Here is a 24,661-nt window from a genome sequence, read left to right as displayed (position 1 = left end):
ATATTCAAGTCATGGGGCACATAAATATGAGATTTTTTGCCCCGGTGTGCTTCGTTCTGTTTGTTCAGGAATTGATGAACGGCAGGGGGTTGACCTTGTGGCCATTTTTCAGAATTTCAAAATGCAAATGTTCTGAAGTGGCCCGGCCTGATTTACCCATCACCGCAATGGCGTCACCGGCAGTGACTTTTTGTCCCAATTTCACGTTGATCGAACTGGCATGGGCATAGCGGGTCATGAAGCCATTACCATGGTCGATTTCAACCATTTGGCCATAACTGCCGCGTTTGCCAGCCCAGACCACGACGCCGTCACCGGCGGCCAGGATTTTGGAATGATAGGCCCCGGAATAGTCCATGCCGGCATGGTTGGCTTGTTGACCGGTGAAGGGGTCTATGCGTTTGCCGTAGTATGAGGAGATCCAACCTTTCTCAATGGGCAACACGTGTGGGGTGGCTTGCTGGTCGACCGTTTGTTCGTTCAGCAATTGTGCCAGGATGTTGAAATTCTCTTGTTGCTTGATGAACGCATCTTCCAAATTAAACAGGTTGGCATAAAGGTTCTGTGGGGTGTTGATTTCGCCGGTCAATTCCATGGCGGCGCCACCCAAACCGGGCTCAGCGGCCAGGTTGAAATCTTCGGTGTTGATTTCGGCCACTTCGGTCAGCCGTGAACCCAGGGCGTTTAAACGGGTGGATTGGGCCATCAACTTGCCGATTTGTAAGGTCATGGAGTCGATGTCATATTGAATGGACTTTTTGTGTTCAATCAACTCTTGTTGGCTGGCATCGACCAAAGCCTGTAATTCTTTGACTTTGTCCTGATTGTCGGTGGGACTGGCAAACCAGGTGGCCCCGATTAAAGTGCCTGTGGCGATCATCAAAACAGCAAACATGCCCACCAAAGAGAACATTTTGAATTTGACGGATTGATCACTCAATGCATATTGAACGATGCCGGTTTTTTCATGTTTGATCAGCGTATATTTATTCATAAAAAAAACTTGCTAACTTGGTCGATAAATCATCAAATAGGCCCATGCGAAAGTCCAGCGGATTTAACTCAATCACTGAAAGTATCTCTCAAGATAAAAATCTATCTGGACTCATACGTCGTGCCACCCAGCTCAATCGGCTGAATCAAGAGCTTCAATTGCGCCTGCCTGCCCAGGTTAAGGGGATGTGCCACTTAGCCAATATCAAGGACGAAACAGCTGTTTTTATTTGTTATTCACAAATGGAAGCCAGCAAAATTCGCATGTACAGCCGCAGCATTTTACAGATAATGCAGTCAGAATTCAAAATATCCGTGAAGAAACTGCAACTGAGCGTAGAAATCAAGCGATCTTGACCCCCAAATTGGTCCATGCCAAGGGTGTATTGTGTCTGGCGTCAGTTTATAATGCCCCATTCTCAAAACATTTGACCCACCATGAATTTAGCCGCACAAATCGAGGCCGCTTGGCAGGCCAAAAGCGAATTGACGCCAGCCCAACTCAAAGCCGAATATGGAACCGCCGTTGAACAGGCATTACAGGGACTGGAATCCGGCCAATGGCGCGTGGCAGCCCCCCAAGGTGATGACTGGGTGGTCAATGAATGGTTGAAAAAGGCCGTGTTGTTGTATTTCACCATTACAGACAATCAAGTGATGCCTGGCACCACCCACAATTATTGGGACAAAGTGCCGTGCCGTTTCGCCGGTGCCGAAGCCAGTGACTTTCATCAAGTCGGGGCCCGCATTGTGCCGCCGGCCACCGTCCGTCGCGGAGCATTTCTGGGCAAAGGGGTGGTGTGCATGCCATCCTATGTCAACATCGGCGCCTTTGTCGATGCCGGCACCATGGTTGACACCTGGGCCACCGTTGGCAGTTGTGCCCAAATTGGCAAAAATGTGCACTTATCCGGCGGGGTCGGTATCGGCGGTGTTTTGGAACCGCTGCAAGCCTCGCCCACCATCATAGAAGACGGCTGTTTCATCGGCGCCCGCAGTGAAGTGGTCGAAGGTGTGCGCATCGGCAAAGGCAGCGTGATTTCGATGGGCGTGTTCATCGGCCAAAGCACCAAAATCTATGACCGCGAAACCGATGAAATCACTTACGGATACGTGCCACCAGGCTCGGTGGTGGTGTCCGGCACCTTACCGGCCAGCAACGGCAAATACGCCCTGAATTGTGCGGTCATCGTGAAAAAAGTGGATGAAAAAACCCGCGCCAAAACCTCCATCAATGAGTTGCTCAGATCATGATCATTTACGGCATCAAAAACTGTGACAAAGTGCGGGCGGCGATGAAACAAGCGACGGCCAATGGGCAGTCACCCCAACTCCACGATTTCCGGGTCGATGGCATCGATGCCGACTTGGTGTCTCGCATGCTGCAGGACATTGATCTCAATCAGCTGTTGAACAAGCGCAGCACCACCTGGAAACAATTGGATGAAGCGACCAAAGCAGCCGCCGATGCGGCGGTGTTGGTGGCCCATCCCACCCTGATCAAGCGCCCGGTGGTGTGGACCGGTGATCACTTCAAAATCGGATTGTAAGCATGGAACCCGAAGTCATCACCCTGGCCAAACAGCTGATTCAAAAACCCTCCTACACCCCGGATGATGCCGGCTGCCAGCCCTTGTTGATGAACCGCTTGGGCGGTCAAGGATTCAGCGGTGAACACCACCGCTTTGGTGCGGTCGACAACGTGCTGATGTGGCACGGTGAACCAGCCGGTCCGGCCTTGCTGTTTTTGGGTCACACCGATGTGGTGCCACCCGGTGATTTGGATGCTTGGGTTCATGACCCTTTGTCCGGTCTGGTGCAAGATGGCGTGTTGCACGGTCGTGGCGTGGCGGATATGAAAGGGTCGGTGGCGGCGATGGTCTTGGCCATGGAAAAATTTGTCGGCGAACACCCCAATCACCCCGGTAAAGTCGCCTTGATGTTGACCAGTGATGAGGAAGGGGAAGCCGTGGATGGCATCAAGCGCTTCATGCCCAAGATCGCAGAACAGCATCATTTTGATTATTGTTTGGTTGGCGAACCCAGCAGCTCCGAGGCCTTGGGTGACACGGTGCGGGTGGGGCGCCGGGGATCCCTGCATGTAGAGATTGAAATCCGGGGCAAACAGGGTCACGTGGCCTATCCGCAAAATGCCGACAATCCGGTGTTCAAAGCGGCGGCCGCCCTGGATGAACTGGGCCGCTTTGCCTGGGATGACGGGATGACCGATTTTCCCCCCACCAGTTTTCAAATTTCGGCCATCGAAGCCGGTGCCGGCGCGCCCAACATCATTCCGGGCGTGATGACCATCACCGGTAACTTCCGCTATGCGCCGGTGTCCTCTCAGGACAGTTTGGCGGCGCAATTGACCGCTTTGTTGGAACGGCACGGCTTGGATTATTCCTTGCAATGGACTTTGTCTGGCGAACCCTTCTACTGTGAAGATCCCAAGTTTCGTCAGGCGTTGGCGGCATCGATCGAAGCCATCACCGGCCGCCAGCCCGAATTCAACGCCGCCGGCGGCACCTCCGATGGTCGTTTTGTGGCCCCCTTTGGCATCGCCACCATGGAGCTGGGCCCAATCAACAAAACCATCCACCGGGTCAATGAACAAGAAAAAGTCAGTCACCTGGTGCAGTTGGAAAACATCTATCTGGATCTGATCAAGCGCTTGTTGTTGTCATGAACGCAGCCATCGATCGACGTTTGGCGGTGGCCCCGATGTTGGACTGGACCGATCGCCATTGCCGCTATTTCCATCGCTTGATCTCAGATCGGGTGTTGTTGTACACCGAAATGGTGACTTGTCCGGCCATCTTGCGTGGTGACCGCGACAAATACCTGGGCTTTTCTCCAGAGGAAAATCCGGTGGCCCTGCAGTTGGGTGGCAGCGATCCTGCCGACTTGGCCGCCTGTGCCCGCATTGCCGAAGACCTGGGCTATGCCGAGATCAATTTGAATGTGGGCTGCCCCAGTGACCGGGTGCAAAAAGGCCGCTTTGGCGCCTGCCTGATGAAAGAGCCTGAATTGGTGGCGGAATGCTTTGCGGCCATGCAAAATGCCGTTACAATACCGGTCACCATCAAATCCAGGATTGGGGTGGACGATGACGACGCTTATGAATCATTTGTGTCATTCATCACCACGGTACAAGCGGCGGGCTGTGACACATTCATCATCCATGCCCGCAAAGCCTTGTTGCAAGGCTTGAGCCCCAAACAAAACCGAACCGTACCACCGTTGAAGTATCATTATGCCCATGACCTCAAGGCGGCCCATCCGGAGTTGACCGTGGTGGTCAATGGTGGCATAGACACCGTGGCCGTGGCCCAAAGCCATTGGCAACAGGTGGATGGGGTGATGGTCGGCCGGGCTTTTTGGAATGACCCGTGGTTGATCCGAGAGATGCACGAGGCCTTGGGTTTCGCCCCCATGCAACGCGACCGGGATGCCGTGTTGACCGCCTATGTGGCGTATTGTCAGGCCATGTTGCAACAAGGCCTGAGTTTGCATTGGCTGATTCGGCCGATATTGGGGTTGTTCCACGGCTTGCCGGGCAACAAAAAATGGAAATCACATTTGGTCACCGAAGGACCGCGCCGCAAAGACGACGTGTCGGTGATCGCAGAAGCACGAGAGTGGGTGAAACATGTTAGTTAAAACAGTTGAAGAATTCAAAGCGGCTGTGGTCAATCAGCCTTTTCCAATCAAACAAGCCGGCAGCATGAAAGCCGCCTTCATGGTCAGTCCCATCGGTTTCCGTTTGGACCAACAAACCGCTCAGGACAATGAATACATGTTGATGGATCAAGCAGTCGACGTGCAACTGGCCATGTATCAGCACCAACACCTGGCCCGCGCCATCACCGATGTCGGCGTGCCTGTGGTGACTTTTCCTGGGTCCGCCGACACGCCCGATGCGGTGTTCCCCAATAACGCCTTTGCCACCACCCACCACAACCGCTATGTGATCGGCTCCATGAAATACGACAACCGCCAAAAGGAAACCGAGCGGGCGGACATCCGCCAGTTTTTTGGTGAATTGTTGGGCTATGAAAAATATGAAATCGATCACGCCAAAGCGGTGGCAGAATTGACCGGGGTTCTGGTGCCCGACAGGGCCCGCAACATCGGTTTTGTGGGCATGACTGAACGGGTTGATGACGCCGGTGTGGTGGCCTTGGATGAAGCCTTTGCCACGGATTTGATGTTCCAATTTGATTTGGCCCCCGGTGAGTACCACACCAACGTGGTGATGGCCTGCTTGGCCGGTCATGCTTGTGTGATGCACCGCGATTCATTTGCCGATCCAGCGGTGGTGGATGCGATCGCTGAGTTCTATCAGGACCGCACCTTGTTGATCACAGATGAAGAAAAACTGGCCTTTGTAGGCAATTGCATCTCAATCACTGAGCGGGATGTGTTTTTCTCGCAAACGGCCTTGGATGCCTTGCGCCCTGAGTCGAAACAAACTTTGGAATCTTGGGGGTTTGTTTTACACGGTGTCGATGTCTCAGAGTTAGAAAAGGCCGGAGGGAGCCTCCGCTGCATGATCGGCGAAATCTTCTGACTCAGGACGATTTTGGGAGCGAATCCCGGCGTTGGATTTTAAGTTTTGACGGTCACGCACACATGAGTGCGCTCCCGACTAAAACTTAAAATCCGCCTTGATCTTCTCACCCAAAATCGCCCTCAGGACTGAAATTCTACTCTCTGAATTCCTTGATCTATTGGCCCGAAATTGTCCTGAGTCATTAAAGAAATCCTCTGGGTTGGGGTTAGGTATTTGGTCTGTCACGCACACTTGAGTGCGCTGGCCCACAAGGATGTGGGTCTGTCGCGAGAGCAGGATGCGGCAGCGGCCGAGACTAAAACTTAAAATCCGCCTTGATCTTCACCCCCAAAATTACCCTCAGGGCTGAAATTCAGGTTTCATTTTGATCTTGATCTTCAGCCCCTAATTTCTCTCAGTAAAAAATCAAGATCGTCATTGCGAGGCTGCTTTGCAGCGGCGGTAATCTCATATAACAGCATATCTGCATTAACAGGATTCAACTGACGTGATTTATGGCATCAATGCACACAATGCCAGATCATTATGCGGACAATAAATCCTTTAAATGCTATAAATCAAAGACATACAATGTTCAACATTAATATACATGCGAGAATGTCTGGTAAATATCAGGATAAGTGGCATAAATGCATTAAAAATAAATTGTTAACTATTAGAAAATGAATATACAAGAATTCCAAGAACAACTTTCTCATCTAATTTATATTGAACTTCTACATTGGCGCGGACGGTTCCAAAATGAAACCATAAATGTTATGGCATTAGACTGTTACCCATGGAATGAAGGCTTGGAATTGTCATTCTTAGTTGAAAGTGATGAAGATGGAAACGAGGACAAAACAGATAGTGCTGCTTGGCGATGGTTCCAATTCACCAATACATCAGTCGGAGGTTGGCCAGCAGCAAATAATTTGGCGAAACAAATGGGACAGTCTTATTCCAAAAAAGAATTAGATCCAAAAGTGCTCTTTGAAACAAGTGCAAAAGCACTAATGAGTGACAAAGTGAAAGATGGCTTGAAAGGCTATAATCTATCGGACAGTTTTGAGTTTGTTGTAAGCGATCCAGACGATCCAAAAGCTAATAACTATTGTATGGGTGTAACAAACAGGTAAATCTGATATAAAACACTCCTTCGATGAATTTATAACAAAGTTACTTCGGATGTTATGCACATTAGGGTATAAAACTAATGACTTTATATACCAAGAAAAGAACAATTGATTATTTAATCGAAAATAATTTCCCTAAAGTTTTTATTCGTCAGTTTACTGATGAAGAAGAGAAAATTCACAAGCACTTACATTTATGGGTTGGAGTGCCCGAGGAGCTGTATCTATGTGATGAGCTGGAGCAATCTGAACTCATACCACAAGGATACGAACCGCTGTGGGATGATGGGAATTTCGATTCAATATATTGCGTCAATAAGAATGACGGGACAATTAGACAAATATTTGTAGAAGGTGGCGGTAGAACTTATAGAAATTATCTCGAGCTTGCAGCTGATTTAGTCCTAACAGCATGGGAAAATGAATATGAATTTATCATTGAATTAGCTAAAGACATTGAGTTTCCTTTTCTTTCTCAAACAATAGAGTTCTTAGAGGGTTCCTATGAAAAACTGGGATTTGAAGAATTTAGGAAAGAGTTTAGTGAATTTATCGTACGATTAGAATTTGAAAACTCAAAATAAGCAAAAGCAGCCTCACCTTTCTGGCTCGATGCGCTAACTCGTATAGCTTGAGGCGTTCAATCAATAAGAACTGAAGACACTGATGCATTAATTTTAAATTTTTACTGATAAAAGGACAGATATGAACTTCTCAACCAAGTTAATGTTATTGATACTGATTTCCACCCATGTTCATGGGCAACCAAGCAGTGACTCTGCGGAGGTTGGGTTTGATGCCTTAAAACTGCTTGTTGGCACTTGGAAAGTCCAAGGTTCTGAAACTGATTTCAGAATTCAATTTGAGCTGACCGCCAATGAAACGGTGCTCATGGAAACCTGGTTGTCGAAAGGCAAAAAGCATTCTCTGACCGTGTATCATCTGGATGGAAAGCGGTTGATGGCAACCCATTACTGTCCGCAAGGCAACCAACCAAGACTGGTAATGAGCGGTTCCTTTAAAGAAGGAAAAATTGAATTTGAGTATTTGGACGCAACGAATCTAGGAAGCATTGAGGATTCACACCAACACCATTTGGCTTTTGTGATGCCCAAAGGGTTTAAACACATTGAACGCATCGAGTCCTATTTAACTGCAAATAAAGAAAACACCGACCAATTGGTCCTTGAAAGAGATCAGTAACAAGACCAAAAAATTGACCAAGCTGCTTAGTGTAAAAGTTAACGGCATGGGTTCAGATGTCTTTCTTAGACTACATCGCTGCCGCGGCAACTTCTGAGGTCACTGAGCTTGTCGAAGTGCATTTTTGTTTTGGTAAATGCTCAAGCATCAACTTCGCTTCGACAAGCTCAGCGATCTTAAGTAGTGTTATATTGAGCGAGCAAAGGTTATTGAATGGGCAGTCATATATCAATGGTCAATGGTAATCAGGCGACATACAATGGGATTGACTGAACAATGAAGAGGAACCGTGATGTCCGAATACACTGCTGAAATCAAATGGACCCGTGGTAAGGACGAGGGTTTTATTGACAACCGATACAGCCGGGGTCATAGCTGGTCGTTTGATGGTGGGGCTGTGGTGGAAGCGTCGTCTTCGCCGCAGGTGGTGCCGCTGCCTTATTCGGTGGCAGCCCATGTGGATCCTGAAGAGGCCTTTGTGGCTGCTTTGTCCAGTTGTCACATGTTGTTTTTTTTGTCGATTGCGGCCAAACGCCAGTTCATCATTGATCAATACGTGGACCACGCCGTGGGGGTCATGCAAGCCGATGACCACAAAAAAATCTCCATGACCCAAGTGACCTTGCGACCCCAGGTCATATTTTCAGGTGATCGTCAGCCCACGATTGAGCAAATCGAAAAAATGCATCACCAGGCACACGAACAATGTTTCATCGCCAATTCGGTGAAAACCGTGGTGTTGATTGAAGTTGTGAGTTGATCAAGGGCTGTGGTCGTTTATGTCTGAACTGAATGTTTGAATCAACATTGCTGACCATTGGACTGGCGATAAAAGAAATCAGATGAAAAAACTGGGTGAAATCCATTTCGAACAAGTGGACATGACAGACAGCATTGTTTTGGGCTGGGACTGCACCGCGCGTGCGTTTCGCATCAGGCTTGATGTTTCACTGTTGGCTGAGCACCCCAAATATGACACACCTCCTCGCCAACATCGTTCCTGTTTTGTCTCTGGTGAACTGGTGTTCGATAAGCTCACCGCTGTCTCCGGTTTGCATTCCATGGATGAGGTGTCGCCAACCACAGATGCCGATGGATCGATTGATTATGATACGCTGCATGGCCTTTGGAAGGTTGAGGGTGGCTTCTGTGTTGAGGGTGAATTTGGTGAGGTGCGCCTGTCATCTGATCCCCCAATACTCAGGATTTCAAGTTTGGATGAAATTTTTCATTGTGTGATCAATGACTGAATGTCTTCTACCCGCAAGCCTCGGTTGGCTTCTTGGCCAACATCCATGCGTGCGCTTCGCCTGGGGAAAAGGCCTTTCTTTCGTTTAATCCGAATCACTTCTGGGATAGGGGGTTGGATGCTTTTTCATGTGATTAATGGCATCACCCGTTGCTGATGGAGATTGCTTCGCTGCGCTCGCAATGACCGCAATATTTGGGATGTCATATCGAGGCTGCATTGCATCTGCGGCAACCATTCTACGCTGGCTGTGATCATCAATGCTGTACTTAAGTGGTGACTTCTAATTTTTCGTTGTAGACCACGACTTGGTTGCGGCCTGTGGTTTTGGCTTCGTAAAGTGCTTTGTCGGCCAGGTCGATGAGGGCGAAAACGTCTTTGGCGCTTTGGATGGGTTGGCTGTTGGCGAAGGCCACGCCGATGGACACGGTGGTTTTTTCAGGTTGGTTTTCGGTGTGGCTGCGGATGTTTTCTGCGGCCATCAAGGTGTGTTGTTGGTCGGTTTTGGGCATGATCATAAGGAATTCTTCGCCGCCATAGCGGGCCACCAGGTCCTGCTTACGTTTGATGCGGGTCAGCAAGGATTGGGCGAATTTTTCCAGCAATTGGTCGCCGGCCAAATGGCCCTGGGTGTCGTTGTAACGTTTGAAATGATCCATGTCCATCATGATCACCGCCAGCTGTTCGACTTGACCATCGATCAGGTCATTGATGTACTGGTCCAGAAACAGGCGGTTGGACAAACCGGTCAAGGGGTCTTTGTGGGCCAGGTCCTGTAAGGCTTCGTTGGCCAGTTTCAGGGCCTGGGTTTTTTCATTGATGATGGCCTTCAACGCCCGTTTTTGTTCTTCGTGTTTGCGTTCCCGCCACCACAGGTAAACCCTCAACAGCAGCCAGAGCAACAACAAGGTGGCGATGAACCAGGCGGTTTTGGCCAAAGGGGTCAGATACCAATGCGGCTCGACAGTGAAAATCAGTTGCGGGCTGCTGTGGTCTTGGCCATTGACGTCTTTGGCCCGCACCTCGAAAGCGTAATCGCCTGCCGGCAGTTCCAGAAAACTGGCTTGGGTGTTGTGGCTGTAAGGCGACCACTGGTTGTTGTGACCCACCAAGCGGTATTGGTATTGGGTGGCGGTTTGGTGTTTGATGTCGGTGAATGAATACTGGATGGTCAAGCCACCCACATCGGCACCGATGGTGAATGGGGTGGAGCCGGAGACCGGGAAGGCCACCGGCCCAGAGCCGTCTTTGGGAGTCAGGGAGGCCGCGGTGATCAGCATTTTGCCACTGACCGGCGCTTGGTCATGGGGGTGATTGAGTAAGTAACTCAAAATCACGCTGTTGGCGGCGATTTTGATTTGGTCGGCCATGAACTCAACCGCATAAATGCCACCTTGGATGTGTTCTGAAGCGTCAATGGTCAGCCATTGTTGTTCATCCAACAAGTAAATGTGGTCACTGCTGGACACCCAAAACTGTCCGGTCGGACTGAGCCCCATGTTGGACAGTTGATCCGGAGGCAACAAAGCGCCCAGTCCCAGCATGTCGGAACTTGCCAGTTGGTTGTCGGCGAATTCGTAGTAGGCGTTTTCTGTCTGCCCGAAAATGCGCTGGTTGGGGCCTTCGTAAAGGGTCAGTTTCGCGGTTTCACTGGCCGGAATCCCGGCTTGGTTGTGCATTTCAACCGTGGCTTCCACCGCATCCAGGGTGTCGTTCAAAATCACTTTGAAAAACCGGCCTTCGACCGTGGTGATCAGCAAAGTGTCGGGAGTCAACTCAATCACATTGCGTGGTTTGCCGGGTGCCACCACCCAATCGTGCCATTGTTCACCTTGTTGGGACAGCAAACGGGTGTCCAACTCGGTGTGTAAGTAGATGCGATCGGGGTGGAATTTGGAAGGTTGAAACACCCGGGGATAAATGACGTCGGTTAAGGCCTGTTTGCTCTGATCTGTCTTGATCAAATAAGCCCGGTGTGACTCGGCCAATAACATTTCCTCGTCATTCAGAGGCAGCAAATTCCAGGCCTCTTGGTGGGTCCAGTCCAGGGTTTTGAAGTTCTTACCCTGGCCGGTTTGTTGTTGGGACACTTCCATGTACACACCGGCTCTGGAGGTGGCATACAAATGGTCATTCCACACCGCCAGGTCAAAAATGTCACTGCTCAAACCGGCATCGCGGTTCTGGATGCGCCAGGGGCTGGGCCAGGTGAGGTGGTAGATGGTGAAGTTCGATAAAATCAACAGGCCCCCATCGTTGGCACGGATGATGGCCGAGATCCAGTCATTGGACAGTTGGAAAGATTGTGCGGTGAAGTCATTGAAATTGAGGAAGGTCAGGGCCCCATCTTTACCACCCATGACCACCTGGTTGTCGCTCAAAGTCAATGAGTTGGCAAAGCTGCCCAAAGGTGGCAATGGGGTGTCGAAGGCAATGGTTTCCACCTCGTGGCCATTGATCACCCGCCAATTGTCGGATTGGGAGTGGATGAAAACCCGGCCGTCATCCAGGGTTTGTAAATCATAAATCAGGCTGTTGTCTTGCAGCTGAATGGGGCTGTCTGCCCAGACCCCGTCTTGCAACACTTTCATGCCTTCGGTGCGGTCTTGTAACCACACCTCACCGGCATAACAGATGATGTCACCCAGTCGGCCTTCAAAAGACCAGGAGTTGATGTTACCTGTTTGGGGGGCGTATTGAAACACGTGGTTCAAGGCCCGGAAATAGATCAGGCCCTGACAATTGATGATTTCCCAAATGCTGGCAAATTTGATTGGGTTGTTGTCAGGCGTGAGGTCTATGAACACGTATTGACCCAGTGCATTGCGTTCCACGCGGCCAAAAAAATCATACCCACCCGCGTAGACCGTTCCGTCTTCATCGACCAACAGTTCGCGGGTCAAAATGGTGTCAGGGATCAACACGGTGTGCCAGCGGTTGCCATCAAACACTTGCAAACCTTTGTCATTGGTCAGGTAAATGACGTTGTTGTGGTCTTGAGCCATGTCAAACACGGTGATGTAAGGCTCAGCTGGGATGTGGATTTCAGTCAGTGGCGGGGTACCGACGATGGTGGCGCGGGCGGTCAGCTGAATCATGATCAGACTCAGCAGCACCCAACCCAATTGATGGTGGCATTGACTTAGTCGCACGTTTCCCCGATGTCGCTTCTGGTTGATTAGAATTAACAGGATAACAGAAAATGACCGGTCGATTGTTCATTTTTTCACGGTTCACTGGGCCCGGCCCAGCAAAAAAGCCATGCTGGAGGGCATGGCTTTTGGCTTTCATGGGTGCGATACGGGTCAGGCTTCGCGGCTGGCGCGCTTGCGTTCGTGTTCCAACAAATGGCGTTTGCGGATGCGGATTTCATCCGGTGTCACTTCCACCAACTCATCGTCCTCGATGAATTCCATGGATTGTTCCAAGGTCATTTTGATCGGTGGCACCAGGTTCAAGGCGTCGTCTTTGCCGGCGGCCCGGACGTTGGTCAGTTGTTTGCCTTTCAATGGGTTGACCGTCAGGTCGTTGTCCCTGGAATGGATGCCGATGACTTGGCCTTCGTAGACTTCGACGTTGGCATCAATCAACAAACGGCCTCGGTCTTGCAGGTTGAACAAAGCATAACCCAGGGCTTTGCCCGTGCCTTTGGCAATCAACACGCCGTTTTTGCGGCTGCGTTCGATGGTGTTCAACTTGCGGCCATAATGATCAAACACATGGGTCAAAATGCCCGAACCCGAGGTGGTTGTTTTGAATTCAGATTGGTAGCCAATCAAACCGCGCGCCGGAATCACAAAATTCATCCGCACCCGGCCGGTGGCATCCGGCACGATGTCTTTCACCTCGGCGCGGCGGCCGAGTAACTGTTCCATCACCGAACCCTGGTGTTCTTGTTCGATGTCCACCACCAAGTCTTCATAGGGCTCGCACAATTGGCCATCGATTTCCCGGTAGATCACCTGGGGACGGGAAATGGCCAGCTCAAAACCTTCGCGGCGCATGGTTTCGATCAGCACCGATAAATGCAACTCACCGCGACCAGAGACTTTGAATTGGTCGGAGTTTTCGGTTTCTTCCACCCGCAGTGCCACGTTGTAGGTGGTTTCGCGTTCCAGACGGTCTTTGATTTGACGTGAGGTGAGGAACTTGCCGCTTTTACCGGCAAAGGGTGAATCGTTGACACAGAACAACATCGAGATGGTCGGCTCATCCACCGTTAAGGGCGGCAAGGCAGTCACATGCTCGCGGTCACACAGGGTGTCAGAAATGCCGATGCCGTCAATGCCAGAAATGGCCACGATGTCGCCGGCCGAGGCCTTATCCACTTCAATGCGTTCCAGGCCTTTGAAACCAAAAATTTTCAGGATGCGGCCATTGCGGGTTTGTCCTTCGGAGTCAATCACCGTCACCGGGGTGTTGGTTTTGACCGAGCCTTGTTTGATGCGGCCGATGCCGATCAAGCCCAGGAATGAGTTGTAATCCAGGGTCGATACCTGCATTTGAAACGGCGCTTCGATGTCCACGTCGGGCGGGCTGACCTTTTGGGTGATGGTTTCAAACAACGGGCGCATGTCGCCTTCGCGGTTTTCGTCATCCTCTGAAGCATAGCCATTGATCGCCGAAGCGTAGATGATCGGGAAGTCCAGCTGTTCGTCGGTGGCACCCAAAGAATCAAACAAATCAAAGGTCTGATCAATCACCCACTGAATGCGGGCACCATCGCGGTCCACTTTGTTGACCACCACCACCGGGGTGAAGCCCATTTCAAAGGCTTTTTGGGTCACGAAGCGGGTTTGGGGCATGGGCCCATCCACCGCATCGACCAACAACAGCACCGAGTCCACCATGCTCAACACCCGCTCCACTTCGCCACCGAAGTCGGCGTGACCTGGGGTGTCGACGATGTTGATCTTGTAGCCTTCCCACTCAATCGAAGTGTTTTTGGACAAAATGGTGATGCCGCGCTCTTTCTCTAGGTCGTTGGAGTCCATCAAGCGGTTGGGGTCTTCGGCGCGGTCACCCAAGGTGCCTGATTGCTTGAGCAATTCATCCACCAAGGTGGTTTTGCCGTGGTCAACGTGGGCGATGATGGCGATGTTTCTGATGTGTTCGGTCGACATGGGAATTCCAGAGGGCCAATAAAAGCCGCGCATTATAGCCCAAACGCCCGTGACAAAGGCGTTTGTTTGCCGAAAGGGGCGACTTATTTTCGCTTTTTCGATCAAACAGGACTTCTGGCCCCCTTGTGGAATGAAAATTTGCACTTATTTCATCATGTGTGGTCTATGATGACCGTTGATATCAACCCTAATTGCAGGTACAAAAATGAAAAGAGTTTTGTTATTTGTGGCCACCAACATCGCCATTTTGGCGGTGATTTCGGTGGTGATGCGGATATTCGGTTTTGACAGTTATTTAACTGCCAATGGCCTGGATTACCGCGCGTTGGCCGTGTTCTCTATTTTGTGGGGATCGATCGGTTCTTTCATCTCCTTGGCCATGTCCAAGTGGATTGCCAAGAAAAGCATGGGTGTGCAGGTCATAGAACAACCGCGCAATGCCGACGAACAATGGCTGGTCGACACCGTCAGACGCCAAGCCGAAGCCGCCGGCATCGGCATGCCTGAAGTGGGGGTGTTCAACTCACCCAGTCCCAATGCCTTTGCCACCGGTATGAAGAAAAATGATTCTCTGGTGGCCGTCAGCACCGGTTTGTTACAAACCATGAAGCGCAATGAAGTCGAGGCGGTGTTGGGTCACGAAGTGGCTCACGTGGCCAACGGCGACATGGTGACCATGGCCTTGATCCAAGGGGTGCTCAACGCCTTTGTGATCTTCTTCTCTCGCGTCATCGGTTACGCCATTGCGGCGGCCATGCGTGATGACAAAGGCGGCGGTTACAGCATGGGCTATTTCATCGGCACCCTGATTGCGCAAATCATCTTGGGCTTTTTGGCGGCCATCATCATCAACTCGTTCTCCAGATGGCGTGAATTCCATGCCGATGAGGGCGGAGCCCAATTGGCCGGCAATCAAAACATGATCGATGCTTTGAAAGCGCTGCAACGCAGCACCCGCACCGAAAAGTTGGAAGGTGAATTCGCTGCCTTCGGTATTTCGGGTGGTAAAGCCACTTTGGCCAAACTGTTCTCCACCCACCCACCATTGGCAGACCGCATCGCGGCTTTGGAACAAGCCAAGTATGGTGACAACACCGTGGTCAGCTGATTGGCCACATCCAATGAAGCAAAAAAGCCGGCTTGATGCCGGCTTTTTTTATACGATGAACTGATTCAAATGTTCAATTTCAGGCACCGATTGTTGGGCCCTGACGGGCAAGGATTTGGCCTCGGTTTTGAGTCTTTCTGCTTCTTGCAAAAACTGCTGGTATAAGGACTTTCTCAATAAGGGAGCCAGCGGTTGTGGGTTGTCTCGGTCTTGTTTAAAGGCCTCGTCTAAGGACAACTCAGGACATTGGCCATCATCATGGATGTGTTGCCAACAGGCTTGTTTCAGACAAAATTTATACCAGGGCAAAAATTCGGCGCCGTTGTCGGCAATGAAGTTCACACAATCAATGATGTACTGAACTTCGGCTTGGTCCATGATGTAATGAAATCCGACCCGACACCAACCCGGTTTGATGCCATGATAGCCTTTTTGAATCAAGGCGCGGTATTGTTCTGATGTCTCCTCATCGATGCCCAGTAACTGGTGGCCGTAAGGCCCGGCACAGGAACAGCCAGCCCTGGATTGGATGCCAAACAAGTCGTTCAACAGCACGGTGATGAATTTGGGGTGCAAATATTTCCCAGAAGCGGTTTTGATGTTGAAGGACACAATGCCAACGCGATTGGCGGGATCCTGATCACCCAAAATTTCAATCCGGGGGTGATTCTGCCAAGCGCTGAAGGCTTGTTGCAGCCACTGTTGTTCAATGTTGTGAATTTGTTGGACACCGAACTTTTCTTTGACTTCAAAACACAAGGCGGCGCGCATGATTTGGAGCACACCTGGGGTGCCGGCTTTTTCGCGTTCCTCAATGTCATCAAAGAAATCATGGTCATGTCTGGCCACATAGCTGACGGTGCCGCCACCCGACACGGTTGGTTTCAGTGCCGCTTGGTAGATGTCTTTGTTGAACACCAAGACACCGGTTGAGCCCGGACCGCCAAGGAACTTATGCGGCGACAGAAACACCGCGTCGTAATAACCCAAGGGGTCATCCTTGGGGTGCATGTCAATTTCCACATAGGGTGCACTGGCGGCAAAATCAAAAAAGGCCAAGGCATCATGCTGGTGCAACAATCGGGCGATTTTTCGGGTGTGAGAAATCAGTCCGGTGACATTGGAAGCGGCAGAAAAAGAACCGATTTTCAAGCGGTTTTGGTATTGGTCTTGTTGCAGCAATTCGGTCAATTGATCCAGGTCGGCATGGCCCTGGGCATCCAGATCCAATTCCACCACCTCGCACAAGCCATCGCGCCAGGAAATTTCATTGCTGTGGTGCTCATAAGGCCCAACAAACACCACCGGCGATTGGGCCAGGATCTTGTCCAAATCACAGGCGGCCGAACGCTCAATCTGCGCGCGGGTGGCTGGTGGCAAATAAGTGCCCAGGATCTGTTGGATCTTGGTGATGGCGCCGGTGGCACCGGTGCCGGTACAAATGATGCGGTCTTGCTCGGTGGCTCCCAAAGAGTCTTTGATGCGTTGTTCGGCATCATGCAATAAGCGGGTCATGGAACGCCCGGTCATGTCGTCTTCGGTGTGGGTGTTGGCGTAATGCCGTTGCAGCTTCATCAGGTATTTCTCGATGAAGGTCAAGGTGCGCCCCGAAGCGGTGTAATCACAGTAGGTCATCAAACGTTGACCAAATGGGGTGCAGAAGGGGGCATCGACGCCGATGATGGCTTGGCGCAGACAGTCGGGTTTTAAATTGTTGGCGGTGACATTCATGTTGGTTGCTGAATCAATCAGCCATGCATTGTAGGCGAGTTTGTGGTCAAAGCAAAGCCGAATTGATCAAATATTAGCAATCACTTAATTAGGGTCTGTTAACACCCACTGAAAGGCGACTGCTGGATCGTATTTTTCAGCCATCAAGGCATCAGTCGTGAGGTGTGGTCACTCCAGATGAGCGACTGAATAACGCCGAGGGGTGGAAAATACGATTCAGCCCCATGGGTTCAGCCTACAAAGGCCACACCCGGCGTTGCTCATCGCTCGATTGGAGTGACCAAACCACGCTTTTCGCGCCTTGATTGTGACCTTTGTAACCTGAACAGTGGTCATTCAGTGGGTGTTAACAGGCCCTAAAAAGAACGCCGCTCACTGCAACACCACTGTGCTTCACTGCTGGATGCCACTGTGGCGGTTCCGCTTGGCTACACTGGGGGCTCCATTCCAGAGGAGAAGAATCATGAAATTTGATCACATGGTGGGCCTGTTGTTGGGTTTCGCCGCCAGCACCGAAGTCGTTGAATACCCCTACGCCGTGGGACCGCAACAACCCCATGGCCAACTCAATCCAGCAGCGCCCAAGCAATTGGCCGATTTTCAGCCCATGATTGGGTCCGCGTCCTGTGAATCGGTGGTGCGGGTTGATCAGCAGACCTGGGCTGAACCGGTGGCCATGACCTGGGTGTTTCAATACATCATGAATGGCATGGCGGTGCAAGACATCACGCTCAAAGCCGATGGCGGCCACAGTGGCAGCATCCGCCAATATGATGTGGCCAATGAGCAATGGAACATCCATTATTTCAGCACCAGCACGCCCACACCACAGTTGCCGGTGTGGACCGGCGGCAAAGCCGGGGAGCGCCTGGTGTTCTGGCGTGAACAAGCAGCCCCCAATGGCATGAGCGGTCATTACCGCCTGACTTTTTATGACATGACCGCCAGTGGCTACCGTTGGATCGGTGAATGGGTCAGCGAGGATTTGAGCATCACTTACCCGACCTGGAAAATCAATTGCAAAAAAGTCATTGATGTAGCCAATCACTCAAGTCCATGAGGTCAGTCAATATGGAACTGGAATCCAGTGGCAAATATACTGTCAGGCAATATCCTGAACTCAAAGACTTTGTTGTCAGCGCTCACATACAAATGATTGTTGAATAAATTCATGTGTGCACCAAAATGACGGGTTTGATTGGCTTGGTCTTGTTGCAATTGGCCTATCAATGTCCATTGATTGGTGTTGTTTTCATACACATTCACAAAACCGCCAAGATTTCGAGTGGGTGCTCCAATGGCCAGGAGGTCGCCATGAATTTTGATTGGAGAGCCAAAATAGTCATTCGCTTCAGGATCATCGTTCATGATTTTTTGTGTTGCTGTCCACAATCCATTCACCTTTTCAAAAACATACGCTGAACCAACTGAGTCAATGCCGTTGGTGTTGTCCCTGTGTGAACTGATGAGTAAATGTCCATTTCCCTTGCTGACGGCTTGACCAAATAAGTCGCCAGCTTCCGCATCTGAAGCAAACAATGATTGCGCTTCTTCCCATTGGTCATTGACCAGTTCATAAACATAGGCAGTGCCTGCATTCATGGCTTGGGTGTCGTCACCTTGTGCGCCTATGATGATGTTGTCACCATCTATGTCTGCTGTAAAAAGTCCAAAAAAAGACTCGTAGAATCCTCCGGATGGGATTAATTGGGTTTTTTCTTGCCATTGAATGCCGTTGTATTCAAATACATAAGCTTTGAAGCCCCTGCCTTTACCTGTTACGAAGTTGGTTTGGGCAGTCACCACAACCTGATTGCCTTCGATGGCAACAGCCCTGCCAAAATGGGTGATGTTCTGAGGGTCAGAAGGATACAGCCTTGCGGTTTCTTGCCAAACACCATTCAAGCGTCCAAAAATGATGGCCGAATCACCCCTGACACCGAACACAGCCTGGTTTTCCTCTGAGTCCACTTGGATTGAATGGTCAGTAATTAAAATGCCCAGTTCGGTTTTTAGGGATTCGACCCAAGTGGTGCCGTTGTGGTCATAAAAGTAAACCGTTCCGGAATTTTCACAATGGGCTGTGATGATGGCAGTGTCAGCAGCAAAAGCGCTGGTTTTGCCATAACCACAAGCAACACCCTGAGCAGAGGACTCCAACACATCGTTGGGTCTCAATCTGCTGGAGTCAGATGTGATTGAAGTTTGACTTTGGGCGAAGGCAGTTAATGGTGACATCAACCACAGCATCAAAATTCCATTAAAAAAATGAGAATTTGAAGTAAGCATTTATCAACATCTCATTTGCATGAATGATTGATCTTAACACATTTTCATTGCAATGCTTTGACCACGTCCAAAGTGGCTTTGGCCCGATTCAAGGTGTAGAAATGAATGCCATTGACGCCTTGATCCAGCAATTGTTGACACAGTTTGATGGTGAACTCGGTGCCGAATTGTTGAATCGATTTGCGGTCATCGCCATAGCTTTGCAGTTTGTATTGCAACCAGCGGGGCATGTCGGTACCACAAAATCCGCAGAAGCGTTTGATGTTGGCAAAGTTGGTGATGGGCATGATGCCGGGGGTGATCGGCGTGTCGATGCCGGCTTTTTCACAATGGTCAATGAAGTTGAAATAAGCTTCGGGATTGAAAAAGAATTGGGTGATGGCCCGTTCCACGCCAGCCGCTGTTTTTTGTTTGAAGTATTTGATTTCGGATTCCAATGATTCGGTTTCCGGGTGCACCTCAGGGTAACAGCCCACCGTGATCTTGAAGGTGTTGGGGTAGGTCTCATGAATGAATTCAATCAATTCATTGGCATAGCGAAAATAGCCCACCGAGCCCATGCCTGAGGGCACGTCGCCGCGCAAGGCCAGGATGTCGGTGATGCCGTGTTCCAGGTACTTGTCCAACAGTTCTTTGATTTCTTCCGGGGTGCCACCCATACAGGACAGGTGGGGGATGACCTTAGGTGTTTCGTGCTGATTCAATTCCAACACGGTGTCAGCGGTGGCGGTGATGGTTGAGCCGCCGGCCCCAAACGTGACCGAAAAGAAATCGGGATCCAGTTGGCGCAGTTGTTCCTGGGTGTTGAGCAGAATGACTTTTTGTTCGGCCGTTTTGGGCGGGAAAAATTCAAAGCTCAGACCAAATTGATGTGACTTATGCATAATGGTTATACCTCAAAAAAAAGCCAGGCATGTGCCCGGCTTTTTCTGCAGTTCAAGTTGGAAAACAAGTCTTCCATCAGTAGCGATAGTGCTCAGGCTTGTATGGGCCTTCGACTTCAACCCCGATGTACTTGGCTTGTTTTTCGGTCAAGGTGGTCAACTTGGCACCGACGCGGTCCAAGTGCAATTTGGCCACTTTTTCATCCAAATGCTTGGGCAACACGTACACGTCGTTTTGGTAGTTGTCACCGCGTTGGAACAATTCGATTTGTGCCAGCACTTGGTTGGTGAATGAGTTGGACATCACGAAGCTCGGGTGACCGGTACCACAGCCCAAGTTCACCAGGCGGCCTTTGGCCAACAAGATGATGCGCTTGCCGTCTTCAAAGATCACGTGATCAACCTGGTCTTTGATGCCTTCCCACTCACAGTTTTTTTCCAAGGACGCGACATCGATTTCGTTGTCAAAGTGACCGATGTTACAAACGATGGCCTGGTCTTTCATGGCCTTCATGTGTTCAAAGTTAATGATTTGGTAGTTACCGGTGGCGGTGACGAAAATGTCGGCATCTTTAACGGCGTCTTCCAGGGCCACCACGGGGTAACCTTCCATCGATGCTTGCAAGGCACAAATCGGGTCGATTTCAGTGACCGACACGATGGCGCCCAAGGCACGCAGTGAAGCGGCCGAGCCTTTGCCCACATCACCGAAGCCACAAACCACGGCTTTCTTACCGGCCACCATCACATCGGTGGCGCGCTTGATGGCGTCCACCAAAGATTCACGACAGCCATACAGGTTGTCAAATTTGGATTTGGTTACCGAGTCGTTGACGTTGATGGCTGGGAACGGTAGGTCGCCGGTTTTGGCCATGTCGTACAAGCGTTTCACACCGGTGGTGGTTTCTTCGGTCACGCCCTGGATCGAAGCCAAAGTTTGGCTGTACCAACCTGGCTTGGTGGCCAAGCGTTTCTTGATCGAGGCAAACAAGTGGGTTTCTTCTTCTGATTCAGGGTGGTCCAGGATGCTGGCATCTTGTTCCGCTTTGCTGCCCAAGATCAACAACATCGTGGCATCACCGCCGTCGTCCAGAATCATGTTGGGCGCACCGCCATCAGACCATTCCATGATGCGGTGGGTGTATTCCCAATACTCTTCCAAGGTTTCGCCCTTGACCGCGAACACGGGGATGCCTTGATCGGCCATGGCCGCTGCCGCGTGGTCTTGGGTGGAGTAGATGTTACAAGAAGCCCAACGCACATCGGCACCCAAGGCGCGCAGTGACTCAATCAACACAGCGGTTTGGATGGTCATGTGCAAGGAACCGGCGATGCGGGCGCCTTTCAGGGGTTGTTGGTCTTTGTATTCTTCACGAATTTGCACCAAACCGGGCATTTCGGTTTCGGCGATGCGAATTTCTTTGTGGCCAAATTCAGCCAAGCCCAAATCGGCAATGACGTAATCTGGTTGGATGTTCTTAACGGTTTCTGTAGTCATGTTTCTCTCAATATTTGGTGTAATGGGTGATATTCTTAGAGTCCGGCTTCGCTGCGCAACATCTCGGCTTTGTCGGTGCGTTCCCAGGTGAAGTCCGCGTCTTCCCGGCCCATGTGGCCATAAGCAGCGGTTTTCTGGTAAATCGGACGCAACAGGTCCAGGCCGGTGATGATGCCGTAAGGCCGCAGGTCAAAATGTTCACGAACCAATTGTTCGATGGTGGCCTCAGGCACTTTGTTGGTGCCAAAACAGGTCACACTGATGGAGGTGGGCTCGGCCACGCCAATGGCATAAGACACTTGGATTTCGCAGCGCTCGGCCAAGCCAGCAGCGACGATGTTCTTGGCCACATAGCGACAGGCATAAGCGGCAGAGCGGTCCACTTTGGAGGGGTCTTTGCCAGAGAAGGCGCCGCCACCGTGACGGGACATGCCGCCATAGGTGTCAACAATGATCTTGCGGCCGGTCAAGCCACAATCGCCCACGGGACCACCGATCACGAAGTTTCCGGTGGGGTTGATGTGGTATTTGGTGTTGCCATCGATCCAATTGGCCGGCAGCACCGGTTTGATGATTTCTTCCATCACCCCTTCGCGCAAGTCAGCCAGGCTGACATCGGGATCGTGTTGGGTAGAGAGCACCACCGCATCAATGGCCACCGGCTTGTCGTTTTCATATCGGAAGGTCAGCTGTGATTTGGCATCAGGGCGCAACCACGACAAGGTGCCCGCGCGGCGGACTTCGGCTTGTTTTTGCACCAACAGGTGTGAGTAGGTGATCGGAGCTGGCATCAGCACGTCGGTTTCGTTTGAGGCATAGCCAAACATCAAGCCCTGGTCACCAGCGCCTTGCTCTTCGGGGCTCTGGCGATCGACACCCATGTTGATGTCATGCGACTGTTTGCCGATCAATGACATCACGGCACAGCTGTGGCCATCAAAGCCCACGGCTGAATTGTCATAACCGATGTCGATGATCACTTTTCTGACCAATTCATCCAGATCGATCCAGGTGTTGGTGGTGATTTCACCGGAAACAATGGCGGTGCCGGTTTTGACCATGGTTTCACAGGCCACACGGGCTTTCGGGTCGTCTTTGATGATGGCGTCCAACACGGCATCAGAGATCTGATCGGCGACCTTATCTGGGTGGCCTTCAGAGACCGATTCGGAAGTGAAAAGGTAGTTGCTCATAATTCAATATATCTCTCAATACGGATAAAGAGATATATTATCTATTTTTTTCTGCCCATGTCCACCGCTATAGCCAATAAAAGCCAAATTTTCCTTGTATTTTCACGGGTAATTCATATCTTGCCAATGAACCCCAGTAAAAATGTCCCCACCATGAAACACCTCAAAGGCGTTTTCGCCAGTTTGGTCTTGATCATCAATACCGTGGTATTGGTTTCCACTTTGATGGTGTTTGCACTGTTGAAATGGCTGCTGCCCATCCCCCGCATCCGGGTGTTTTTGTCGCGCATTTTGGTGTGGATTGCCGAAACCTGGGTTGCCATCAACAGCCACGGTCACCGCTGGCTGCATGGCCCCAAAATCAAACTGTTGGAGATGCCAGAATTGTCTCAGGACGAATGGTATCTGGTGGTGGCCAACCACCAAAGCATGACCGACATTCCGATCTTGCAAGCGGTGTTCAACAAGCGCATCCCATTCCTCAAATTTTTTCTCAAACAAGAACTGATTTGGGTGCCCTTTTTGGGTCTGGCCTGGTGGGCTTTGGACTTTCCCTTCATGCGCCGCTACAGCCGGGAGTTTTTGGCCAAGAACCCCCACCTGCGGGGCAAAGACATGGAACAAACGCAAAAGTCCTGTGCCAAATTCAAACATTTCCCCACTTCGGTGATCAACTTTATCGAAGGCACCCGCTTCACCCCAGCCAAGCAGGCAAAGCAGCAGTCACCTTACCCCCATTTATTGAAACCCAAAGCCGGCGGTTTGGGCTTTGTGATGGGCAGCATGGGAGCCCAAATGAAACAGCTGTTGCTGGTGACTGTGGTGTACCCCGATCAGGTGCCTTCGGTGTGGGATTACTTGTGTGGTGATTTCACGGCGGCGCTGGTTAAATGTGAAAAAATGGTTATCCCTGATGCTTTGTTGAACAAAAACTACCAAACCGACGAAAAATTCAGGACAGAACTGTTTAAATGGAGTGAAACTCTGTGGTATAAACAAAATACAAAAATCCAGGATTTATATGAGCGAACAGACCTTTAAGATCACTTTTAAGGGGAAAACGTCCAGAGACGTTGACCCTGCGCAGGCGCGGAGCAATTTTGCCAAATTGTTCAAGTTGTCTGCGGAAAAAGTGGCAGTCATGTTTGACGGCAAGGAACGCACCCTGAAGAAATCACTGACCTTGGACAAAGCCAACCACCTGCGGGCGGTGCTGAAAAAAGCCGGCATCCGGGTCAGCATGATCAAGAATGAGGTGGCCGCCGAACCGGCCGCTGCGGAAGATTGGGAATTGAATGACCCAGGCACCCGCATCCTGACGCCAGTTAAAGCACCCGAGCGGCACATCGAAACCTCGCACATCAAAGTCGATGTGGATTTCGATAACTTGGAAGACAAACCACAGGAAGATCCGCCCGAAGTGGACATCAACCACATTGAAATTGATGATTCAGAAGAGCCCATCATTGTGACCAAAGAAGTGGAGCTGCCGGAGTTCGATTTCAGTAAGCTGAAAGTCGAGGCCGCCGGTTCAATCATCGTCAAGCACAAGAAAGTGCTGACACCAGACATCCCCACCGACGACCTGACACTGGATGAAGCCGGCAAACAAATCGTTGACAAAAAACAAATCGAAGAACCTGAAATCGACATTTCAGGCATTTCACTGAACGTGGAATAACCCATCCACCGCCCAGATGTG

The 24,661-nt window shown here is 50.7% G+C and carries 23 protein-coding genes; 15 read left to right on the top strand and 8 right to left on the bottom strand.

All coding sequences use genetic code 11. From position 1 onward, the window contains the following. Window positions 1-64: 64 nt before the first annotated feature. Complete coding sequence (locus K7G70_RS17040; RefSeq protein WP_223789866.1) at window positions 65-994, bottom strand: M23 family metallopeptidase; 930 nt, start codon at window positions 992-994, stop codon at window positions 65-67. A 44-nt stretch (window positions 995-1,038) separates the two neighbouring features. Here K7G70_RS17040 and K7G70_RS17035 point away from each other — a divergent pair, with 44 nt between their 5' ends. From K7G70_RS17035 to K7G70_RS16985, 11 genes are all read left to right on the top strand, one after another. Further along, entirely contained in the window at window positions 1,039-1,350 is a 312-nt protein-coding gene (locus K7G70_RS17035; RefSeq protein ID WP_223789865.1) for a DciA family protein, read from the top strand. 81 nt (window positions 1,351-1,431) lie between these two features. Further along, window positions 1,432-2,247: a 2,3,4,5-tetrahydropyridine-2,6-dicarboxylate N-succinyltransferase gene (dapD, locus tag K7G70_RS17030; RefSeq protein WP_223789864.1), complete on the top strand. Its 816-nt coding sequence runs from the start codon at window positions 1,432-1,434 to the stop codon at window positions 2,245-2,247. Beyond that, complete coding sequence (locus tag K7G70_RS17025) at window positions 2,244-2,543, top strand: ArsC/Spx/MgsR family protein (RefSeq protein WP_223789863.1); 300 nt, start codon at window positions 2,244-2,246, stop codon at window positions 2,541-2,543. The genes dapD and K7G70_RS17025 overlap by 4 nt, the downstream gene beginning before the upstream one ends. Before the next feature lie 2 nt (window positions 2,544-2,545). After that, window positions 2,546-3,679 (top strand): succinyl-diaminopimelate desuccinylase, encoded by a 1,134-nt coding sequence (gene dapE, locus K7G70_RS17020; protein ID WP_223789862.1) that lies wholly within the window; start codon window positions 2,546-2,548, stop codon window positions 3,677-3,679. Next, window positions 3,676-4,653, top strand: a complete 978-nt coding sequence (gene dusA / locus K7G70_RS17015; protein ID WP_223789861.1) for a tRNA dihydrouridine(20/20a) synthase DusA — start codon at window positions 3,676-3,678, stop codon at window positions 4,651-4,653. The genes dapE and dusA overlap by 4 nt, the downstream gene beginning before the upstream one ends. After that, window positions 4,643-5,563 carry an arginine deiminase-related protein gene (locus tag K7G70_RS17010; protein ID WP_223789860.1) on the top strand — a complete coding sequence of 307 codons (921 nt, stop codon included), beginning with the start codon at window positions 4,643-4,645 and terminating at the stop codon, window positions 5,561-5,563. The genes dusA and K7G70_RS17010 overlap by 11 nt, the downstream gene beginning before the upstream one ends. A 665-nt stretch (window positions 5,564-6,228) precedes the next feature. Further along, window positions 6,229-6,684, top strand: coding sequence for a hypothetical protein (locus K7G70_RS17005; RefSeq protein ID WP_223789859.1), 456 nt, complete (start codon window positions 6,229-6,231; stop codon window positions 6,682-6,684). Window positions 6,685-6,761: 77 nt separating this feature from the next. Beyond that, window positions 6,762-7,265 carry a hypothetical protein gene (locus K7G70_RS17000; protein ID WP_223789858.1) on the top strand — a complete coding sequence of 168 codons (504 nt, stop codon included), beginning with the start codon at window positions 6,762-6,764 and terminating at the stop codon, window positions 7,263-7,265. 121 nt (window positions 7,266-7,386) lie between these two features. Continuing rightward, a complete protein-coding gene (locus K7G70_RS16995) occupies window positions 7,387-7,884 on the top strand; it encodes a hypothetical protein (protein WP_223789857.1) in 498 nt (165 codons plus the stop codon). Between the two features lie 292 nt (window positions 7,885-8,176). Continuing rightward, complete coding sequence (locus K7G70_RS16990; RefSeq protein ID WP_223789856.1) at window positions 8,177-8,644, top strand: OsmC family protein; 468 nt, start codon at window positions 8,177-8,179, stop codon at window positions 8,642-8,644. An 82-nt stretch (window positions 8,645-8,726) separates the two neighbouring features. Then, on the top strand, window positions 8,727-9,134 hold the full coding sequence (locus tag K7G70_RS16985) for a hypothetical protein (protein ID WP_223789855.1): 408 nt from the start codon (window positions 8,727-8,729) through the stop codon (window positions 9,132-9,134). Window positions 9,135-9,402: 268 nt separating this feature from the next. On the opposite strand, the gene K7G70_RS16980 is transcribed toward K7G70_RS16985, so the two are convergent. Both K7G70_RS16980 and typA read right to left on the bottom strand, forming a co-directional pair. Beyond that, entirely contained in the window at window positions 9,403-12,231 is a 2,829-nt protein-coding gene (locus K7G70_RS16980) for a ligand-binding sensor domain-containing diguanylate cyclase (RefSeq protein WP_223789854.1), read from the bottom strand. 207 nt (window positions 12,232-12,438) lie between these two features. Further along, window positions 12,439-14,256 (bottom strand): translational GTPase TypA, encoded by a 1,818-nt coding sequence (typA, locus tag K7G70_RS16975; protein ID WP_223789853.1) that lies wholly within the window; start codon window positions 14,254-14,256, stop codon window positions 12,439-12,441. Between the two features lie 205 nt (window positions 14,257-14,461). Between typA and htpX the strand changes: the two genes are divergently transcribed. Beyond that, window positions 14,462-15,364, top strand: coding sequence for a protease HtpX (htpX, locus tag K7G70_RS16970; protein ID WP_223789852.1), 903 nt, complete (start codon window positions 14,462-14,464; stop codon window positions 15,362-15,364). A gap of 48 nt (window positions 15,365-15,412) precedes the next feature. On the opposite strand, the gene K7G70_RS16965 is transcribed toward htpX, so the two are convergent. Beyond that, window positions 15,413-17,095, bottom strand: a complete 1,683-nt coding sequence (locus K7G70_RS16965; RefSeq protein WP_223789851.1) for an aminotransferase class V-fold PLP-dependent enzyme — start codon at window positions 17,093-17,095, stop codon at window positions 15,413-15,415. Window positions 17,096-17,558: 463 nt separating this feature from the next. On the opposite strand from K7G70_RS16965, the gene K7G70_RS16960 reads away from it, so the two are divergent. Beyond that, window positions 17,559-18,155: a hypothetical protein gene (locus K7G70_RS16960; protein WP_223789850.1), complete on the top strand. Its 597-nt coding sequence runs from the start codon at window positions 17,559-17,561 to the stop codon at window positions 18,153-18,155. A 2-nt stretch (window positions 18,156-18,157) separates the two neighbouring features. Here K7G70_RS16960 and K7G70_RS16955 read toward each other — a convergent pair whose 3' ends face one another. From K7G70_RS16955 to metK, 4 genes are all read right to left on the bottom strand, one after another. Next, window positions 18,158-19,066: an FG-GAP repeat protein gene (locus tag K7G70_RS16955; protein WP_223789849.1), complete on the bottom strand. Its 909-nt coding sequence runs from the start codon at window positions 19,064-19,066 to the stop codon at window positions 18,158-18,160. Window positions 19,067-19,428: 362 nt separating this feature from the next. Then, window positions 19,429-20,268, bottom strand: a complete 840-nt coding sequence (gene metF, locus K7G70_RS16950) for a methylenetetrahydrofolate reductase [NAD(P)H] (protein ID WP_223789848.1) — start codon at window positions 20,266-20,268, stop codon at window positions 19,429-19,431. A 76-nt stretch (window positions 20,269-20,344) separates the two neighbouring features. Then, a complete protein-coding gene (gene ahcY, locus K7G70_RS16945; RefSeq protein WP_223789847.1) occupies window positions 20,345-21,766 on the bottom strand; it encodes an adenosylhomocysteinase in 1,422 nt (473 codons plus the stop codon). A gap of 35 nt (window positions 21,767-21,801) precedes the next feature. Beyond that, window positions 21,802-22,959 (bottom strand): methionine adenosyltransferase, encoded by a 1,158-nt coding sequence (gene metK, locus K7G70_RS16940; protein WP_223789846.1) that lies wholly within the window; start codon window positions 22,957-22,959, stop codon window positions 21,802-21,804. A 153-nt stretch (window positions 22,960-23,112) separates the two neighbouring features. Between metK and yihG the strand changes: the two genes are divergently transcribed. Further along, window positions 23,113-24,000: a 1-acylglycerol-3-phosphate O-acyltransferase, YihG family gene (gene yihG / locus K7G70_RS16935; protein ID WP_223789845.1), complete on the top strand. Its 888-nt coding sequence runs from the start codon at window positions 23,113-23,115 to the stop codon at window positions 23,998-24,000. A 100-nt stretch (window positions 24,001-24,100) separates the two neighbouring features. Continuing rightward, window positions 24,101-24,640: a hypothetical protein gene (locus K7G70_RS16930; protein ID WP_223789844.1), complete on the top strand. Its 540-nt coding sequence runs from the start codon at window positions 24,101-24,103 to the stop codon at window positions 24,638-24,640. The last annotated feature ends 21 nt before the right edge of the window (window positions 24,641-24,661 follow it).

The organism is Marinicella meishanensis (genome assembly GCF_019931145.1).
Lineage (GTDB): Bacteria > Pseudomonadota > Gammaproteobacteria > Xanthomonadales > Marinicellaceae > Marinicella > Marinicella meishanensis.
This window is presented reverse-complemented; position numbering and strand designations above follow the sequence as displayed.

What these genes read in the sequence shown, in the direction of transcription:
- K7G70_RS17040 (WP_223789866.1), bottom strand. Translation starts at nt 994, where the DNA reads ATGAATAAATATACGCTGATCAAACATGAAAAAACCGGCATCGTTCAA.
- K7G70_RS17035 (WP_223789865.1), top strand. Translation starts at nt 1,039, where the DNA reads ATGCGAAAGTCCAGCGGATTTAACTCAATCACTGAAAGTATCTCTCAA.
- dapD (WP_223789864.1), top strand. Translation starts at nt 1,432, where the DNA reads ATGAATTTAGCCGCACAAATCGAGGCCGCTTGGCAGGCCAAAAGCGAA.
- K7G70_RS17025 (WP_223789863.1), top strand. Translation starts at nt 2,244, where the DNA reads ATGATCATTTACGGCATCAAAAACTGTGACAAAGTGCGGGCGGCGATG.
- dapE (WP_223789862.1), top strand. Translation starts at nt 2,546, where the DNA reads ATGGAACCCGAAGTCATCACCCTGGCCAAACAGCTGATTCAAAAACCC.
- dusA (WP_223789861.1), top strand. Translation starts at nt 3,676, where the DNA reads ATGAACGCAGCCATCGATCGACGTTTGGCGGTGGCCCCGATGTTGGAC.
- K7G70_RS17010 (WP_223789860.1), top strand. Translation starts at nt 4,643, where the DNA reads ATGTTAGTTAAAACAGTTGAAGAATTCAAAGCGGCTGTGGTCAATCAG.
- K7G70_RS17005 (WP_223789859.1), top strand. Translation starts at nt 6,229, where the DNA reads ATGAATATACAAGAATTCCAAGAACAACTTTCTCATCTAATTTATATT.
- K7G70_RS17000 (WP_223789858.1), top strand. Translation starts at nt 6,762, where the DNA reads ATGACTTTATATACCAAGAAAAGAACAATTGATTATTTAATCGAAAAT.
- K7G70_RS16995 (WP_223789857.1), top strand. Translation starts at nt 7,387, where the DNA reads ATGAACTTCTCAACCAAGTTAATGTTATTGATACTGATTTCCACCCAT.
- K7G70_RS16990 (WP_223789856.1), top strand. Translation starts at nt 8,177, where the DNA reads ATGTCCGAATACACTGCTGAAATCAAATGGACCCGTGGTAAGGACGAG.
- K7G70_RS16985 (WP_223789855.1), top strand. Translation starts at nt 8,727, where the DNA reads ATGAAAAAACTGGGTGAAATCCATTTCGAACAAGTGGACATGACAGAC.
- K7G70_RS16980 (WP_223789854.1), bottom strand. Translation starts at nt 12,231, where the DNA reads ATGATTCAGCTGACCGCCCGCGCCACCATCGTCGGTACCCCGCCACTG.
- typA (WP_223789853.1), bottom strand. Translation starts at nt 14,256, where the DNA reads ATGTCGACCGAACACATCAGAAACATCGCCATCATCGCCCACGTTGAC.
- htpX (WP_223789852.1), top strand. Translation starts at nt 14,462, where the DNA reads ATGAAAAGAGTTTTGTTATTTGTGGCCACCAACATCGCCATTTTGGCG.
- K7G70_RS16965 (WP_223789851.1), bottom strand. Translation starts at nt 17,095, where the DNA reads ATGAATGTCACCGCCAACAATTTAAAACCCGACTGTCTGCGCCAAGCC.
- K7G70_RS16960 (WP_223789850.1), top strand. Translation starts at nt 17,559, where the DNA reads ATGAAATTTGATCACATGGTGGGCCTGTTGTTGGGTTTCGCCGCCAGC.
- metF (WP_223789848.1), bottom strand. Translation starts at nt 20,268, where the DNA reads ATGCATAAGTCACATCAATTTGGTCTGAGCTTTGAATTTTTCCCGCCC.
- ahcY (WP_223789847.1), bottom strand. Translation starts at nt 21,766, where the DNA reads ATGACTACAGAAACCGTTAAGAACATCCAACCAGATTACGTCATTGCC.
- metK (WP_223789846.1), bottom strand. Translation starts at nt 22,959, where the DNA reads ATGAGCAACTACCTTTTCACTTCCGAATCGGTCTCTGAAGGCCACCCA.
- yihG (WP_223789845.1), top strand. Translation starts at nt 23,113, where the DNA reads ATGAAACACCTCAAAGGCGTTTTCGCCAGTTTGGTCTTGATCATCAAT.
- K7G70_RS16930 (WP_223789844.1), top strand. Translation starts at nt 24,101, where the DNA reads ATGTTTGACGGCAAGGAACGCACCCTGAAGAAATCACTGACCTTGGAC.